The organism is Microbulbifer pacificus, assembly GCF_033723955.1.
GTDB classification, from domain to species: domain Bacteria; phylum Pseudomonadota; class Gammaproteobacteria; order Pseudomonadales; family Cellvibrionaceae; genus Microbulbifer; species Microbulbifer pacificus.
Window position 1 is genome coordinate 1,647,501 of the sequence record NZ_CP137555.1, and the last position, 16,322, is coordinate 1,663,822.

Annotated in this window: 17 protein-coding genes (1 of these 17 only partly in view); 9 read left to right on the forward strand and 8 right to left on the reverse strand. The window is 61.7% G+C overall.

Annotated elements, in window-relative coordinates:
- Both R5R33_RS07255 and R5R33_RS07260 read left to right on the forward strand, forming a co-directional pair.
- On the forward strand, positions 1–957 hold the 3' portion of the coding sequence (locus R5R33_RS07255) for a peptidoglycan DD-metalloendopeptidase family protein (protein ID WP_318955354.1). It extends 426 nt beyond the left edge of the window; the window shows 957 of its 1,383 coding nt (coding positions 427–1,383); its start codon lies beyond the left edge, outside the window; the stop codon is at positions 955–957.
- Complete coding sequence (locus R5R33_RS07260) at positions 958–2,070, forward strand: anhydro-N-acetylmuramic acid kinase (protein WP_318955355.1); 1,113 nt, start codon at positions 958–960, stop codon at positions 2,068–2,070. It abuts the gene before it with no gap.
- An 89-nt stretch (positions 2,071–2,159) separates the two neighbouring features.
- Here the strand turns inward: R5R33_RS07260 and erpA are convergent, their stop codons facing one another.
- From erpA to argC, 4 genes are all read right to left on the reverse strand, one after another.
- On the reverse strand, positions 2,160–2,513 hold the full coding sequence (gene erpA, locus R5R33_RS07265) for an iron-sulfur cluster insertion protein ErpA (RefSeq protein ID WP_318955356.1): 354 nt from the start codon (positions 2,511–2,513) through the stop codon (positions 2,160–2,162).
- Between the two features lie 141 nt (positions 2,514–2,654).
- Positions 2,655–3,065: a bactofilin family protein gene (locus R5R33_RS07270; protein WP_318955357.1), complete on the reverse strand. Its 411-nt coding sequence runs from the start codon at positions 3,063–3,065 to the stop codon at positions 2,655–2,657.
- Between the two features lie 104 nt (positions 3,066–3,169).
- Positions 3,170–3,913, reverse strand: a complete 744-nt coding sequence (locus tag R5R33_RS07275; protein ID WP_318955358.1) for a DUF6776 family protein — start codon at positions 3,911–3,913, stop codon at positions 3,170–3,172.
- Between the two features lie 59 nt (positions 3,914–3,972).
- Positions 3,973–5,028, reverse strand: a complete 1,056-nt coding sequence (argC, locus tag R5R33_RS07280; RefSeq protein WP_318955359.1) for an N-acetyl-gamma-glutamyl-phosphate reductase — start codon at positions 5,026–5,028, stop codon at positions 3,973–3,975.
- A gap of 207 nt (positions 5,029–5,235) precedes the next feature.
- Between argC and R5R33_RS07285 the strand changes: the two genes are divergently transcribed.
- The 7 genes from R5R33_RS07285 (at position 5,236) to hemB (ending at position 13,024) form a co-directional block, all read left to right on the forward strand.
- Positions 5,236–6,981 carry a chloride channel protein gene (locus R5R33_RS07285; protein ID WP_318955360.1) on the forward strand — a complete coding sequence of 582 codons (1,746 nt, stop codon included), beginning with the start codon at positions 5,236–5,238 and terminating at the stop codon, positions 6,979–6,981.
- 75 nt (positions 6,982–7,056) lie between these two features.
- Positions 7,057–7,479 (forward strand): protoporphyrinogen oxidase HemJ, encoded by a 423-nt coding sequence (gene hemJ, locus R5R33_RS07290; RefSeq protein WP_318955361.1) that lies wholly within the window; start codon positions 7,057–7,059, stop codon positions 7,477–7,479.
- A 142-nt stretch (positions 7,480–7,621) separates the two neighbouring features.
- The gene (gene thiD / locus R5R33_RS07295) at positions 7,622–8,413 is read left to right on the forward strand and encodes a bifunctional hydroxymethylpyrimidine kinase/phosphomethylpyrimidine kinase (protein WP_318955362.1); all 792 of its coding nucleotides are present in this window, start codon (positions 7,622–7,624) and stop codon (positions 8,411–8,413) included.
- A gap of 143 nt (positions 8,414–8,556) precedes the next feature.
- Positions 8,557–9,840 carry a glutamate-1-semialdehyde 2,1-aminomutase gene (gene hemL / locus R5R33_RS07300; protein ID WP_318955363.1) on the forward strand — a complete coding sequence of 428 codons (1,284 nt, stop codon included), beginning with the start codon at positions 8,557–8,559 and terminating at the stop codon, positions 9,838–9,840.
- A gap of 261 nt (positions 9,841–10,101) precedes the next feature.
- Entirely contained in the window at positions 10,102–11,286 is a 1,185-nt protein-coding gene (locus R5R33_RS07305; RefSeq protein ID WP_318955364.1) for a benzoate/H(+) symporter BenE family transporter, read from the forward strand.
- Positions 11,286–11,924, forward strand: a complete 639-nt coding sequence (locus tag R5R33_RS07310) for a GntR family transcriptional regulator (protein ID WP_318955365.1) — start codon at positions 11,286–11,288, stop codon at positions 11,922–11,924. Before R5R33_RS07305 ends, R5R33_RS07310 begins: the two co-directional genes overlap by 1 nt.
- Positions 11,925–12,013: 89 nt before the next feature.
- Positions 12,014–13,024, forward strand: coding sequence for a porphobilinogen synthase (gene hemB / locus R5R33_RS07315; protein ID WP_318955366.1), 1,011 nt, complete (start codon positions 12,014–12,016; stop codon positions 13,022–13,024).
- A gap of 62 nt (positions 13,025–13,086) precedes the next feature.
- Here the strand turns inward: hemB and R5R33_RS07320 are convergent, their stop codons facing one another.
- The 4 genes from R5R33_RS07320 to R5R33_RS07335 are packed head-to-tail and all read right to left on the reverse strand — an operon-like array spanning position 13,087 to position 16,230.
- Entirely contained in the window at positions 13,087–13,659 is a 573-nt protein-coding gene (locus R5R33_RS07320; RefSeq protein ID WP_318955367.1) for a helix-turn-helix transcriptional regulator, read from the reverse strand.
- A 32-nt stretch (positions 13,660–13,691) separates the two neighbouring features.
- Positions 13,692–14,624, reverse strand: a complete 933-nt coding sequence (locus tag R5R33_RS07325) for a winged helix-turn-helix domain-containing protein (RefSeq protein ID WP_318955368.1) — start codon at positions 14,622–14,624, stop codon at positions 13,692–13,694.
- Between the two features lie 21 nt (positions 14,625–14,645).
- A complete protein-coding gene (locus R5R33_RS07330) occupies positions 14,646–15,569 on the reverse strand; it encodes a DUF2167 domain-containing protein (protein WP_318955369.1) in 924 nt (307 codons plus the stop codon).
- Positions 15,570–15,615: 46 nt separating this feature from the next.
- Positions 15,616–16,230 (reverse strand): rhomboid family intramembrane serine protease, encoded by a 615-nt coding sequence (locus R5R33_RS07335; protein WP_318955370.1) that lies wholly within the window; start codon positions 16,228–16,230, stop codon positions 15,616–15,618.
- Positions 16,231–16,322: the final 92 nt, after the last annotated feature.

A 16,322-nucleotide genomic window follows, 5' to 3' on the forward strand; every position in this document is an offset into this window, starting at 1 on the left:
AGCCTCGAACTGCACCGCGACCGCCTGAGCAAGGTGGAATTCAGTCGCGACAGCTCCGACGAGTACAAGTACGCCCTGCACCAACGCGAGGCCGAGCGCTATGCGGCCTTCCGGCAGGGGGAAATCGAAAACTCCCTGTTCGTGGACGGCAGCAAGGCGGGCCTCAGCAACAACCTGATCATGGAAATGGCCGATATCTTCGGCTCGGATATCGACTTCGCACTGGACATCCGCAAGGGCGACAGCTTCAGCGTCGTGTTTGATGAGGAGTTCCTCGACGGCGAGAAGATCGGCAATGGCGCCATCCAGGCGGTGACGTTCACCAACCAGGGCAAGACCTTCAGCGCGGTGCGCTACACCGATAGCAACGGCGACACCAATTACTACACCCCGGAAGGCAAAAGCATGCGCAAGGCGTTCATCCGCACCCCGGTGGATATCGGCCGCATCAGCTCACACTTCAATCCGCGTCGCCTGCACCCCATCTTCAAGACCCATCGCCCGCACAATGGCACCGATTACGCTGCCCCCACTGGAACCCCCGTATACTCGGCCGGTGACGGCAAGGTCATCCAGTCCGGTTACAGCAAGGCGAACGGCAACTATGTCTTCGTGCAGCACGGCGAGCGTTACGTCACCCGTTACCTGCACCTGAACAAGCGCAGCGTCAAGCAAGGCCAGCGGGTCAAGCAACGCCAGGTCATTGGCACCGTGGGCTCCACCGGTTACGCCACCGGCCCGCACCTGCACTATGAATTCCTGGTAGACGGCCATCATCGCAACCCGGCCACCATCGTGCGCCAGTTGCCGAAGGCAAAGGCCATCGCCTCAGCAGAAATGGCCCGTTTCCAGGCCCAGACCCAGCCGCTGATGGCGCAACTCGAGCGCTATGAGCAGCCGGCACTGGCCAAAAACGAAGACAGCGAGAACAAAGACAAGAAGGACTCCGTAAACTGAATGACGGATCTCTATATCGGTCTGATGTCCGGTACCAGCATCGACTCGATCGATGCGGTACTGGTGGAGTTTTCCGAAACTGAGGGCACTTTGCAGTGCCAGACCCGCGCGGCGCTCGGGCATCCCATCACCACGGAGATGCGCGAGGCAATCCTCGCCCTGTGCGCCCCCGGGCCCTCGGAACTGGACAGGGCCGGGCAGCTGGACCGCCTGCTGGGCCAGGAATTTGCCGCTGCCGCGCTTGCAGTGTTGCGGGAAGCGGACATAAAACCCGCCGAAATTACCGCCATCGGCAGCCACGGACAGACCGTGCGCCACCGCCCTCCGGGCACCGTGTCCACGCCCTTCTCGTTGCAACTTGGCGACCCCAATACCATTGCCGCACTAACCGGTATCACCACCGTGGCCGATTTCCGCCGCCGGGATATGGCGCTCGGCGGTCAGGGGGCACCACTGATGCCCGCCTTCCACAACGCGGTGTTCCGCACTGACCGGGACCGGGCAGTGGTGAATATCGGAGGCATGGCGAACATCACCGAACTGGCCGCTGATGGCATGGTAAGGGGCTATGACACCGGGCCTGGCAACGCCCTGCTGGATTACTGGGTAAAGCTGCACCGGGGCGAACCCTACGATGCCGGCGGCGCCTGGGCGGCCAGTGGCAGCGTCCACCCGGAGCTGCTCAACCGCCTGATGGCAGATCCATTCTTTGCCGCACCGGCACCCAAAAGCACCGGCCGCGAGGCATTCAACCCAAACTGGCTGGAGCTGGCCTGCGCCGGGATGGAGCTGGCCCCCGCCGATGTGCAGGCTACGCTGGCCGAAGTCACTGCGGCATCCATTACCGATGGCGTAAACGAATTCGCCAGCGGGGGGGAATTGCTGGTGTGCGGCGGTGGCGCGCGCAATCGGGACCTGATGGAACGTCTGCGCCGGCGGTTACCCACTTGGTCTGTAGCAGCTACGGATCAATACGGCATCGACGCTGACTGGGTCGAAGGCGCCGGCTTTGCCTGGCTGGCACGCCAGACCATGCTGGGACTCAGTGGTAACTGCCCGGCGGTCACCGGTGCTGAAAGGGAAAGCATTCTAGGGGGGATATTCCCCGCCTGAGACACCCGCAGCGGAAATAAAGACGGGAAGAAGGGAGGTTGCGCCCGAAATAGGGATTTCCAGGCGCCCCTGAACTGACCGAACAGGTCTCAGATGGAAAAGGATGATCCGCAGCCGCAGGTGGAAGATGCATTGGGGTTCTGCACCACAAAACGGGAACCGGACAGCCCCTCTTCATAATCCACACTGGCACCCACCAGATACGGATAGCTCATGGCATCGACCAATACCTGGATGCCATCTTTCTCGATCACGGCGTCATCTTCCGCGACCAGCTCGTCGAAGGTAAAGCCGTACTGGAAGCCGGAGCAGCCGCCACCGGTCACAAATACCCGCAACTTCAGATCCGGATTGCCTTCCTCTTCCAGCAATCCCTTGACCTTGGAAACGGCCTTTTCGGTCACCTGGACCGGGTCGGGAGAAAAGGAAACAGCTTCAGACATAGATAACTCTCGAAACAGATTCACAGCCACAGGCAGGGCTGCCCGCCACGGAACATGGCGGTGCGGGCGCATTATGGGTAAAACCCAGCAAACGGGTCAAGTATTGCCAATTTCGCCGGGTTTCACCAATGACTGCGGCAATTACTCTGCTTCGGCGCTCACTTCAGAGGAGTAACCCAGCATACGCGGCTCACCGGCAGTGTCGACTTCCACATTGGAAACCAGAGAACCGTTGACCTGGGCGCCCTTTACCATCTCGATCAGCTTGTAGTGGACATTGCCTTCAACAATGGCCTTGGAGGCCAGCTCCAGGTGGCCGCTGGCGTGGACATCGCCTTTCACATTGCCGTTGACCACCACATTGGGAACCCGGATCTCACCCTCGATGATACCGCCGTCGACGATCTGCAGGCGTGCTTCGCTGTCGCTGTGGGCGCAAACATTGCCGTTGACCCGGCCCTCGATCACCAGATTGCCGCGGAAGTGCAGGTCACCGGTCACTTCAGTGTGACGGGCGATCAGGGTCGTGTTATTGCCACCGGTGTTTGCCATAGTTTTCTCTTTCTTTTTTAACATGATTCAACCAAAACCTCATGAATGGAGCGGAGCCTGGTAACTCCCAATGACGCACACCGGCGCCTTTCGGCTTCAACAGATCAACTCTGCTGCACCAGCCAGCCGTAGCGCTGGTCAATATTGAAACCGTTACGCTTGCTGGATTTGAGCGACAGCTCTACACCTTCCGGCACAAAGCCCTCCGGCAACTGCAGCTCTCCCTCGATATTCTGGAAATATTTGAAGCGCAGGGGGATGGACTTGCTTTCCACCTGCGGCGACAGGTCCGCCAGCGCATAGCGGCGCGACTCGCCATCTACCTGGCCAACCACGGTGAACTGAACCTCGCCGGTCACCACCTCGTGGCTGGCCGCGGACTGCTGCACCAGCAACTTGTATTGATAGCGGCCGTCGCCGGCCTCAGAAATACTGAAGCGGCCGATGGAAACGCCGTCGCTGCCTTCGGACGGCGCCATGATGCCGCGGTAAAAGGATATTTCCTGGCGCAGCTCGGCGATCTGGTTTTCCTTCGCCACCAGCTCCCCGCGCACGGACTCACTGGCCTGTTCGCCGATGGCAACGGACTGCTCGGCGGTTGCAGCCCGCACCCGCAGGGCCTCAATCTCGGCACGCAGGCGCTCCACCTCGTCCAGGGTTCTGGCGTGGGCTCGCGATTTTTCGTCCAGATTCTTACTCAGCTGGTACTGACCCGCAAAGAAAGCGCCGGCACTGGTGGAGAGCACCAGCAGGGTCACCCCCAGTACAGAGAAAACGCCATGAATGATGGGCCTGTGGGGCACCACCTTCATCCGGTACTGTTTGCTGCCTTTAACTTTGCGCGTCATGGGTCTGGATAGTATCGCCTGCGTGTCGTGTATTTTGCTGTTGTGTGGCTGCCCCGATTCTAAGGCAGCAGTGCCGGGCTCTCTAGCCCCTGGTTCTCATTTAGGCCAAACATGATGTTCATATTCTGGATCGCCTGCGCAGAAGCGCCCTTGGCCAGGTTGTCGATGACCGACAACACCACCACGGTATCCCGCCCCTGAGGCCTGACCACTGCCAACCGGCACATATTGGTACCGCGCACACTGCGGGTCTGTGGGTGGCTGCCCGCGGGCATCACATCCACGAAGGGCTCATCCCGATAGCGCTGCTCGAACAGCTGCTGCAGTGACTCCTGGGAAGATTCCACCGCCGCGGGATTTTTCAGCTTCGCAAACAGGGTGGCGTGGATTCCGCGCACCATGGGCAGCAGGTGTGGCACGAAGGTCAGCGCTACAGGACCTCCGGCAGCGCGGCTTAGCCCCTGCTCGATTTCCGGCAGATGGCGGTGACCAGAGGCGCCATAGGCGCGGAAGCTGTCGTTATTCTCCGCAAACAACAGATCGGTCTTGCCCTGGCGCCCGGCGCCACTGGCACCGCTGGCCGCATTGGCAATCAGCCCGCTGGCCTCAATCAGCCCAGCTTCCAGCAACGGCAGGAAACCGAGCTGGATAGAGGTCGGATAACAACCGGGACACGCGATCAGCTGTGCACTGGCAATCTGCGCGCGGTTTACTTCCGGCAACCCGTAAACCGCCTGCGCGGCGAGTTCCGGACAGGCGTGTTGCTGGCCGTACCATTTTTCCCACGCAGGGATATCCTGCAGACGAAAGTCTGCCGACAGATCGATGACCCGTACGCCCCGCGCCACCAGCTCCGGCACCTGGGCCTGCGCGACACCGTGTGGTGTGGCGAAGAACACCACATCGCACTGGGCCAGTTCATCCACTTCCGGCGCGCTGAATTTCAGATCATAGTGACCGCGCAGGCTGGGAAACAGTTCCGCCACCGACGTGCCGGCTTCCGCGCGGGAGGTAATGGCAGTGACCTCCACCCCAGAATGGCCCGACAACAGGCGCAACAATTCCACGCCGGTATAGCCAGTTCCGCCTACGATTGCCGCTTTGATGACGCTCACTTTTATTCCTCGCTGATCACTGTCCCTGCGGGGTCGACACCGACGTCTGTTGGCGGACGGCTGCCCCTGTATACTGAGCCATGCACTCTACCATAAGCCGGCCAACCAATAGCCCATCACCAGTAAGGATACGCCGTGCGGCGCCGCAAGCAGCCAAACTCATTCTCTCCCTTCCGTTCTCGGGGATCCCGCCGTCATGCCCGATGGTTGGAACGGCTGCAGCTGCAGCTGTCATCGCAACAGGCGCTTTCCCTGCTGGTGCTGCTGGCATTGGTCATCGGCATCTGCGCCGGACTGGTGGTGATCGGATTTCGCCAACTGAGTGAGGGCCCGGCGATCCTCTTTCTCCCGAAGCTCGAAGATTTCGAATCCCTGCCCAGCAGCTGGCACTTCGGGCTGCCTGTGGCAGGCGCCCTGGTACTGGGGCTGCTATTCCACTGGATGGCGCCGTCCGGTCGCCCTACCGGTGTGGTGCATGTGCTGGACCGCCTGCACAACCACCAGGGCAAGATGCCGATGAAGAACGCGGTGCTGCAGTTTTTCGGCGGTTCCCTGGCGCTGTTGAGCGGCCAGTCGATCGGCCGCGAGGGGCCGTCGGTACACCTGGGCGCGGCCACCGGCAGCTGGGTAGCCCAGCGCCTGCGGCTGCCGCATAACTCGGGGCGCACCCTGCTCGCCTGTGGGGTGGCTGCGGCTATCGCCGCGTCGTTCAATACGCCACTGGCCGGTGTGATCTTCGCCATGGAAGTAGTCATGCTGGAGTACACCATCACTGGTTTCCTGCCGGTGATGATTGCCGCGGTCAGTGGCAGCGCCGCCACCCGCATGGCCTTTGGACACCAGGCTGCGTTCCAGGTACCGGCCTCGCAACTGGAATCCCTTGCCGAGCTGCCGATCCTGTTTGTATGTGCGTTGGTGATCGGTGCGCTGGCAGCCCTCTTTATCATCAGCCAGCGGTTTCTGGTGCCACTGCAGCAGAAACATTCGCCGCTGCTGCGTTTTGCCGTTGCCGGCACCGCCACTGGCGTTCTCGCCCTGTGGATTCCGGAAATCCTCGGTACCGGTTACGACACCCTGGAACTGACCATGCTCGGTCAGCTGGGTATTGCCAGCCTGGCTGCCATCGTGCTGGCAAAACTCGTCGCCACGGCACTCGCCACCGGCCTCGGTATTCCCGGCGGCGTAATTGGCCCCAGCCTTATTCTCGGCGCCTGTATCGGTGGAGCGGCCGGGCACCTGGCCAATTACTGGCTGGGGGCAGCCACCGCAAGCCCGGGCCTCTATGCCATGGTGGGTATGGCGGCGATGATGGCGGCGCTGTTGAACGCACCGCTGGCCGCCCTGCTCGCGATTCTCGAACTCACCTACAACCCCAATGTCCTGTTCCCCGCCATGATGAGTATCGTGGTCGCGAGCCTGGTGAGCCGGCAGATGTTCGCCACCGAGGGGATTTACCAGGAGTCATTGCGGGCGCTGGGCAAAAGCGGCACCCCCAGCTGGCGCGCGCAGATGCTGAGCCGGGTGGGCGTCGCCAGCGTGATGGAGCGCGCGATAGCGGTGACGCCGCCGCTTCTCGAGCGGGCCCAGGCGGAGCGATTGATCGAGCAGCAGCCGGCGTGGCTGTTGGTGGGCGGCGACGACACGCCACAGGCACTGCGCACCGCGGATCTGGCCAACTTTCTGCAGCGCCCGCCAAAAGAAAGTGAGCCGGAAGCGCCGGAGGAGAGCAGGGAGGAAAAGATTGATCTGCTGCGCCTGCCGGGGGAGCGACTGCAACTGGCGCCACTCAGCTGGCGCGCCACACTGCTGGAAGCCCAACAACTCCTGGAACAGCGCGGCGCAGGTGCCCTGTATATCGGGCGGGAAGACGACCAGGGCAACCTGGGTGTACTGAACAGCGATGTGGCGGGTATTATCCTGCCACAGCATATCGAACATTATTACCGTCAGTAACGCGTGCAGCGCGACGCTGGCTACAAAAATCGGAAATCATTAAAAACCGGTTCCAGATCCGGGTAAGGAGCGTCCATGCTTTGGGTAAAAGCTTTCCACATTGTGTCCATGGTCTGTTGGTTTGCTGCGCTGTTCTATCTGCCGCGACTTTTCGTCTACCATGTGGACGCCACCGATGCACTCAGCAAGGATCGCTTCTCGATCATGGAAAGGCGGCTTTATCGGGGAATCGCGATCCCTTCCATGATCGCCACCATTGTTTTCGGCGGCTGGCTGATCAGTTTCAATCCGGCCTACTATCACTCTGCGGCCTGGCTGCACGTCAAACTCGTGATCGTGGTGCTGCTGATCGGCTACCACCACATCTGTGGCAGCTACGTGAAAAAATTCGCCGCCGGCACCGTGAATAAAAGTGGGCGTTTTTTCCGCGTGTTCAACGAGCTGCCGGTGCTGGCATTGATCGCCATCGTGGTGCTGGCGGTCGTACGCCCCTTCTGACGAACACCCGCTGACAGCTGCCACTGTGGCGCCATCTTGATTCAGAACCCTGCAACTGGGGCGCGCGAGGCCACCCGCCAACGCCGCCCCGCAGAAGTACGGGGCTAGAATTAGGAAACCCGCGAAACATTCCCGGAAGCCCATGGATACTCGCCAGCCCATTGTCCTCACCGTTACCCACCACGATCCCAGCGGCAGCGCAGGTATCACCGCGGATACGGAAACCGCAGCGAGCCTTGGCTGCCACTGCGCCTCTGTGGTCACCGCCATTACCGTTGGCGATACCCGCGAGCTGGTCGGCGTCGCACCGGTGGATGACAGCCTGCTGGTAGAGCAGGCGCGCGCGGTGCTCGAAGACATGCCGGTGGCAGCAATCAAGATCGGCTACCTCGGCTCGGTCGAAAACGTGCACGCGCTGCACAGCGTGCTGCGGGACTACCCCGACATCCCCCTGGTCATTGACCCGGATGCCACCCTCGCCAATAAAGAGAGCCTGCTGGCGCCGCCCCTGTGGCGCGCCATGTGCGACCTGCTGCTGCCGCTGGCCACCCTGGTGGCGCCGAACAGACGCGAAGCGCGGGCCATGGCGGGCGAGGCGGATGTGCACGATGCCCAGGCCCAGGAACTGCTGGAAAGCGGCTGCCACTATCTGCTGCTGACCGGCGTTCCCGCCAGCGAGCAGCAACTGGAAAACCGCCTCTATGACCTGCGCGGTCTGGTGCGGGAATTCCGCTGGCAACAGCTACCGCCGGCGGCCTATGGTGTGTGCGGCACGCTTACCACCGCCATCGCATGCCATATCGCGCACGGACTTCCGGTGCTGGAAGCGGTGAACCGCAGCCAGCAGTTCACCTGGAGCGCCATTGCCGACAGCCGCCGCCTGGGCATGGGGCGGCCGGTGCCGAACCGGCTGTTCTGGACCTGCAAGGGCTAACTCCGGCCAGCAAACATCGCCGACTAAATGTGCGCACCATCACGCCGTTTGCGACCGCGGGCGGCGGCGCGGATAATACGCGCACTTTTCGTCCCGGAACTTCCCGGCACTCCTCCCAATCCCCAATCGGTTTCCGAATTTTTATGAGCAAATCCGAATCCCTCTTTGCCGAAGCCCAGAAAGTCATCCCCGGCGGCGTCAACTCGCCGGTGCGCGCCTTCCGCGCCGTGGGCGGCACTCCGGTATTTATCGAGCGCGCCGAAGGCGCCTACCTGTACGACGCGGACGAGAAACGCTACATCGACTATGTGCAGTCCTGGGGCCCCATGGTGCTGGGCCACGCGCACCCGGACGTGATCGAAGCGGTGATCGAACAGGCACAGTCCGGTCTGAGTTTCGGTGCCCCCACCGAACTGGAAACCGAACTGGCGGAAGAGCTCTGCCGCCTGTGGCCGAACATGGACCTGGTGCGCTTCGTCAACTCCGGTACCGAAGCCACCATGAGCGCCATCCGCCTGGCCCGCGGCCATACCGGTCGCGACAAGATCGTCAAATTCGAGGGCTGCTACCACGGCCATTCCGACTCCCTGCTGGTGAAGGCCGGCTCCGGTGCCCTGACCATGGGCGTGCCCTCCTCCCCCGGCGTGCCGGCGTCCCTGGCGGATCACACCATCACCCTGACCTACAACGATATCGAAGGCGTGAAGCAGTGCTTCGCCGAGATCGGCGACCAGATCGCGTGCATCATCGTCGAACCGGTGGCCGGCAACATGAACTGCATCCCGCCGGTGCCTGGATTCCTGGAAACCTTGCGTGAGGTGTGCGACCAGTCCGGTGCGGTACTGATCCTGGACGAAGTAATGACCGGTTTCCGTGTGAGCCTCACCGGTGCCCAGGGTTACTACGGCATCGAGGCGGACATCACCACCCTCGGCAAGGTGATCGGCGGCGGCATGCCGGTGGGCGCCTTCGGCGGAAAGCGCGAGATCATGGAAAAAATCGCACCGCTCGGCCCGGTGTACCAGGCGGGCACGTTATCGGGTAACCCGATGGCGATGGTGGCGGGCCTCGAAACCCTGCAGCTGATCCAGCAGCCGGGCCTCTACGACGAGCTCACCGCCAAGACCGACCGACTGGTGGAAGGTGTACTGGCGGCCGCCAAAGAAGCCGGCATCCCGCTGACCGCCAACAAGGTGGGCAGCATGTTCGGTTTCTTCTTCACCGACGAGGAGCAGGTGACGAACTACCAGCAGGTGATGGCGTGCAATACCGAGCGTTTCAACCGCTTCTTCCACGGCATGCTGGATGAGGGCGTGTACCTGGCTCCGGCATCCTATGAAGCCGGCTTTATGTCCGCCGCCCACAGCGACGAAGACATCGACGCCACCATTGAAGCTGCGCGTCGGGTGTTTGCGAAGCTCACTTAATCTTGGATCAAGCACCGTGCACTGATTAGCTTTGGTGGCGGTGCCGCTACCGGGGGTGTCTTGCGAGACACGCCGTGAACCCATCCATGGGGGCTCTTCCGCGAGGTCCCTCTCGCGGAAGGTCTCGCAAGACACCCCCGGCATCGCCCCCTTCGCCCTCCCTTCAAAGCCACATCCAGTTAAAAAGCCCCAAACCACTTATTGCTTTAATCCTTTGCTCCACCTATAAAATGTATACATTTTAAATTTGGTATACATTTCATGGAGCAGATCGCACAGCGCTCCCTATTCGCTGATACCACCCTGTCTGCGGTCAGCGCTGGATTTGCCGCAGTGCTGGTGGGCTTTGCCAGCTCCGTGGCCATTGTGTTGCAGGCGGCAAATGCCGCCGGTGCCAGTGAGGCGCAGATGGTTTCCTGGATCGGCGCCCTCGGCTTGGGGATGGGGCTTACCTGTATCGGCTTTTCCTGGTACTACCGCGCGCCGGTGGTCACGGCCTGGTCCACCCCCGGTGCGGCGCTACTGGCCACCAGCCTGAGCGGCGTCTCCCTGCCCGAGGCGGTGGGCGCGTTTCTGTTCAGTGCGCTGCTGACACTGCTTGTGGGGATATCCGGGGCCTTCGAGCGGATCATGGCACGGGTTCCAATACCCATTGCCAGCGCCATGCTGGCGGGCATCCTGCTGCAGTTCGGGCTGTCGATATTCACATCGCTACAGGTGAGCCCGCTGCTGGTCGGGGCCATGTTCGCCGCCTATCTGGTCGGGCGCCGCTGGCTGCCGCGCTACGGCATCATTCTGGTGCTGGTGGCGGGCTTTGCCGTCAGCTGGCTGCAGGGAGAAATTCATACCGAGCAGCTGGACTGGTCGCTCGCACGGCTGCAGTGGGTAATACCGGAATTCAATTTTTCGGTGCTGCTGGGCGTCGGCCTGCCGCTGTTTATCGTCACCATGACCTCGCAGAATATTCCCGGCGTGGCGACCCTGCGCGCCAGCGGCTACCCGCGGGTGCCGGTATCACCGCTGGTCGGTGGCACCGGGCTGATGTCTCTGCTGCTGGCACCGTTCGGCGGCTTTGCGTTCAATCTCGCCGCGATTTCCGCCGCCATCTGCACCGGTCCCGAGGCGCACCCAGACCCGGCACGACGCTATACCGCGGGGATTGCCGCCGGGGTTTTCTACCTGCTCGCCGGACTATTCGGTGCCAGCGTCGTGGCGCTGTTTGCCGCGCTGCCACAGGCGATGATTGCGGGCGTCGCCGGTCTCGCTCTGGTCGGCGTTATCGGCTCCAGTCTCGCCGGTGCCACCGCCGATCCGGACAGCCGCGAAGCCGCCCTGATTACCCTGTTGATTACCGCTTCCGGGGTCAGTTTTCTCGGCATCGGCGCAGCCTTCTGGGGACTTGCCGGGGGGCTCATCTGCCACTGGCTGCTGGCGAGGAGGGGCTAATGGATCTCTACCAGCAATTGAAAGCGGACCTGCAGCGCGGGCGCTTTGCCCCGGGCACACCGCTGAAACAGAGCGAGATCGCCGACTACTATGGCGTCAGCCGCATCCCGGTGCGGGACGCGCTGGCGCGCTTGAAAGTCGAGGGCTGGCTTACCGGCCACGGCAAACGCGGGGTGGCGGTGCCGCTGCTCGACCCGCAGGAAGCGGAAGATCTTTACTTGATGCGTATGCGCCTCGAGCCGCTGCTGTTGGAACTCGCCGCGCCCAGTCTGAATGGTGAGCTACTGGGTCGCGCGCGGGATATCCTCGACAGCATGGAGGCCACACCAAAACAAACACCCGCACTCGACGCCGCGGAGATCGGCCGCCTCAACTGGCTGTTTCATACCGAGCTTTATCGCGCCGCGGCCCGCCCCACTTTGTTCAACACCGTCGAGCAGCTACAGCGTCAGTGCGAACGCTATATCGGCTATCAGAACCGCAGCCTCGACTACCAGGCCACCAGCCAGCGCGAACACTACCAGCTGCTGGCACTGCTGCAGCGGGGAGAGACGGAAAAGGCCTGCACACTGCTGGAGCGGCACATCGCCGCCGCCGGGCGCATGCTGGTGGCGCACCTCCGCAAGCCGCGAGACTGAAACGTCCGCCGCGGTGTTTGCTATCATGGCCGCCAGCCAAGTCGCGGCCAGTGATGCCGCGCCAATCCAATCTCCGGAGTGCCCATTACATGAGCTTCAGCCCCAACCGCGGCCCCTATCCAAATTCCCGCCCGCGCCGCCTGCGCGCCAGTGAATTCTCGCGCCGTCTGGTACGGGAAAACCGCCTGACCAGCGACGACCTGATTCTGCCACTGTTCGTCATCGAGGGCCGCGGCGAGACTCAACAGGTGGCATCCATGCCGGGCGTGGAGCGCATGACGGTCGACCTGCTCACCGCCAAGGCCAGGGAACTGGTGAAACTCGGCATTCCCGCAGTCGCCCTGTTTCCGGTGGTGGACGCCGCGCACAAATCCGACGACGCCCGCGCGGCCTACGCCGTGGACGGACTGGCGCAGCGCGCGGTGCGCGCACTTAAGGATGCCGCGCCGGAACTAGGGGTCATCACCGATGTGGCGCTTGACCCCTTCACCAGCCACGGCCAGGACGGCCTGATGAACGAGCAGGGCTATATCGTCAACGACGACACGGTGGAAGTGCTGGTGCAACAGGCGCTGTCCCACGCCCAGGCCGGCGCCGATGTGGTGGCGCCTTCGGATATGATGGACGGGCGCATCGGCGCGATCCGCACGGCACTGGAGCGCGAGGGCCATGTGAACACCCAGATCATGTCCTACGCCGCCAAGTATGCATCCAGCTACTACGGCCCTTTCCGCGATGCGGTAGGTTCCGCCGGCAACCTGAAAGGCGCCAATAAGTTCAGCTACCAGATGGACCCGGCCAATTCCGACGAAGCGCTGCACGAGTGCGCGCTGGATCTGGCGGAAGGCGCGGACATGATCATGGTGAAGCCAGGCATGCCCTATCTGGATGTGGTGCGACGGGTGAAAGACGAGCTGAAAGTGCCGACCTTCGCTTATCAGGTGAGCGGTGAGTACGCCATGCATTGCGCGGCCTTTGCCAACGGCTGGCTGAACCGCGAGGCGGTGATTCTGGAATCCCTGCTGGCATTCAAGCGCGCAGGGGCAGACGGTGTGCTGACGTATTTCGCCGAGGAGGCCGCCAAGCTGCTACAGGACTGATTCTGTCGCGGGGGAAGTAGGTAACCGGTCTGCTCTCACACTCAGGCCGGCCCCGGGTTCCGTCACACCAGGCCGAGTGCGATACAGCGGTTGATTAACTGCCCGGAATTGCGGCAGTCCGCCTTGCGCAGAATGTTTTTGCGGTGGTTTTTCACCGTGTACACGGAAATATGTAACCGCTCTGCAATCTCAAAACTGGTGGCGCCGGCGGCAATGCGCGCCACGATTTCCAGCTCCCGGGAACTGAACGGGATTGGCAATCCTTTGAGCGCCGAAGCCGGATATGGAGATGCGGGCAAAACAGGTTTTAAGGCTTCCACCCCATGCTCCGGCGCATTCGCCGCCGGCGGCGCCATCAATGTCTGCAGCCGACATTCCACAGAATTCACCGACTGCTGCGCCTCCAAGTCTTCATTCCGCTGGCAAATCACCAGCCCCGCCAATCCAGTGCCCAACATCACTCCCCCAAATTTTTTGCCGGCGTATTCCATTGGTGCCGCCATCACAGCGTCACCCCGATAGCAAGGCGACCACCGCTGATGACATCGGGAAAAAATACCCTTATGGCGCCGACGAAGTCTTTGAAAGCTTGTGAATGTTTGTGAATCCCCGGCTTGCGCGGCCCGGCGGCACATCGGAGAAACGTGAAGACAATGAAAACAATGGATCAGGGAGTTGCCGGCGCGCCGGAGCCCACCTCAAACAATGGCAGCACCATATCGAAGAGTTCTTCCTGCGTGACCGCCACACCATTGCCACCGCGCTGTGCAACCAACAGACGCTGGGATTCCGAGGGCATGATGGTGTAGAGGAAGTAAGGCGTCTGGTCGTCACGCGCGCGCAGACGCTCCATCAGTTTTAAACCGGCAAGCGGTTCGTCACCGCGCCCCATATCCGAGATAACCGCGTGATAGCGGTACATGGACAACAGCATCAGCGCGTCTTCGCTATTGGTGGCGATATAAACCGCAATACCGCGGGACTCGAACTGCTGGCGCTCGCTCAGATTGTTGTCGGGGTTATCGTCCACCCAAAGGATACGCCCACGGGCATCCGGCGCCTCGCCGATCACCAGCGGCGCGCGCTCCTCGCGGCTCCCGTGTGCCGTGATGAAATAAACAATAGCTGCGGCGAAAAGCAACAACAGCCCCGTAGCCGCCAAAGATCGCCAGTTTACCGCGGGAGAGGATGTTGCCGGAGGGACAATGCTGAGCCCGGCTTCACGCGCGGGCCCGGGCGCATCGGCTGCGGGTTGCGCGGTCTCCCCGGCCATGATGGGCAGTTCGCACAGCTGCTCCACCAGTTCCGGGGCCAGGCGGTAGCCGCGGCCGTGCAGGGTCTGGATCAGTGGACCCTCGTAGCCCTGGTGGCGGAACAGCTTGCGGGTATCCGACACCAGCCGCCCCGCCGACCAGTGCGACACTACTGTGTCGGGCCACAGTGTTTCCAGCAGTTGCTGCTGGCTGCATGGCTCGGGATAGCTGTCGATCAGCAGACGCAGTAACTGCAGCTGGCGGGCATCCGCTTCCACAGGCACGCCGTCGGCAGTGAGGTAAAGCTGCCCGGTATCCAGTATGAAGTTGCAGAAGCGGTATTGCATGGAGCTGTGTTATTGCGAAAGTTATTGCGGTTCGTTTTTATCGCGGCGGCGGAACAGCTTGAACAGCGCACCGAAAGCGAGAGGAATCACTACCCAGACTTTTTTCAGCAGCAACAAGAGCCCGGCGAGAGCACCGGTTTTCGCCAGCACCTTGCCGGTCACCAGTGCGCCGAGCCCATAGGCTGCCACCTTGTCGATTTCCGGGTCGAACTCCTCATAGCGGTAGCCGGGGTTGAAGCTCGCAATGGACAGCACCGCGTCCCTACTCTGTTTGATGTCATCCAGTTCCGGCATGCCGGCAATGAAGTTCAGCACCAGCACGCCCTTGCGGCCCAGCACGCGAATATTGTAGTTCAGGGTGTTGGTCTCAAGGTCTCCAAACGCCAGCTCCTTGGCCCAGTAGAGTTTTTTCTGCCCGGCATCGTAATAAGGCGGCTCCGCCCAGCCCAGCAAGCTGATGGACTCGTAGCCATTGTCGACCCGGTGCTCGCTCTCCTCCCGCACGGACGCCTGCATGTCCTTCAGCAAATCGTCGTAATTGATTTCTGCGGCGTCGTCGTCGCGGATATAGCCCTCTTCGCTGTACTCGATGGTGACACCCCAGGAATCACCGTCAAACGGTGTGGTTCCGGCGGGAAACAACATGCCCAGGGTCAGCTCACTCTCCGGGTTACCCCAGATTTCTTCCAGCACCACCTTGCTGTCTTCGGGACTCAGGTAATAAAACGATTCCGGCACTTCGAGACTGGCGACACCGCCGGGCAGCTCCACGGTACCCGTGCGCGGTGTCATACCCTCCCAGGTCTGCTGGGCCCAGGCCATATATTGCTGCTGTTCTTCGGTGAGTTCCGGTTCAGCGACGTCATCAAGCGCCTGCGCAATACTGCCCACGGGCAACAGTGCGAGCAACAGGCCGGCGATACCGACAAAGCGTGGAAAAATCATAATTTCTCTCAATTATTTTTATGTCGTGGTTTGGGAAGTCAAAACTTTACAGCAATCGCGCCCAGGCCCCCGGGTCGGTGAACAGCACAAATACCAGCCCGCTGACCGCACCCCAGAAGTGCGCATCGTGGTTGATACGGGTGTTTTTATCTCGGCTGGCGTAGGCGCTGTAGCTCAGGTACAGCAATCCAAACAGCCACGCCGGCAGCGGAAATGGCAGGAACAGCAGGTACAGCTCCGCTTGCGGGTAGTAGACGATATAGGCAAACACCACCGCAGATATGGCACCGGAAGCGCCGACGCTGGCGTACTGCGGGTTGTCGCGCTCCTTGAACAACGTGGGGATATGGCTCGCCACCAGTGCCAGCGCGTACAGCAATACAAAGCGGGTACCGCCAATGCGGTACGCCAGCTCGCGCCCGAACAACCACAGGCACCACATATTCACTGCCAGGTGCAGCAGGTTTGCGTGTACAAATCCGGCGAGGTAAATGGAGTCGCGATTCTCACCACGCCATACGCGATAGGGGCGGAAGGCGCACTCTTCCAGCAATCGCGGGGAGAGGTAGAGGGCAATAAGGCTCACGGCGGTGGTCACCACCAGGATAATAACGGTGGGAGTGAGCAGTGAGAGCAAGGAAGTTTCGCTGGTATCGGTCAACGGCAACGCCCCGGATGCAAAGTGGCTGACAGACGAGAGTCCATGCTACACCGCTTTGGCTTCGGGGTTTAGCCAAACGCCATTACATGCCA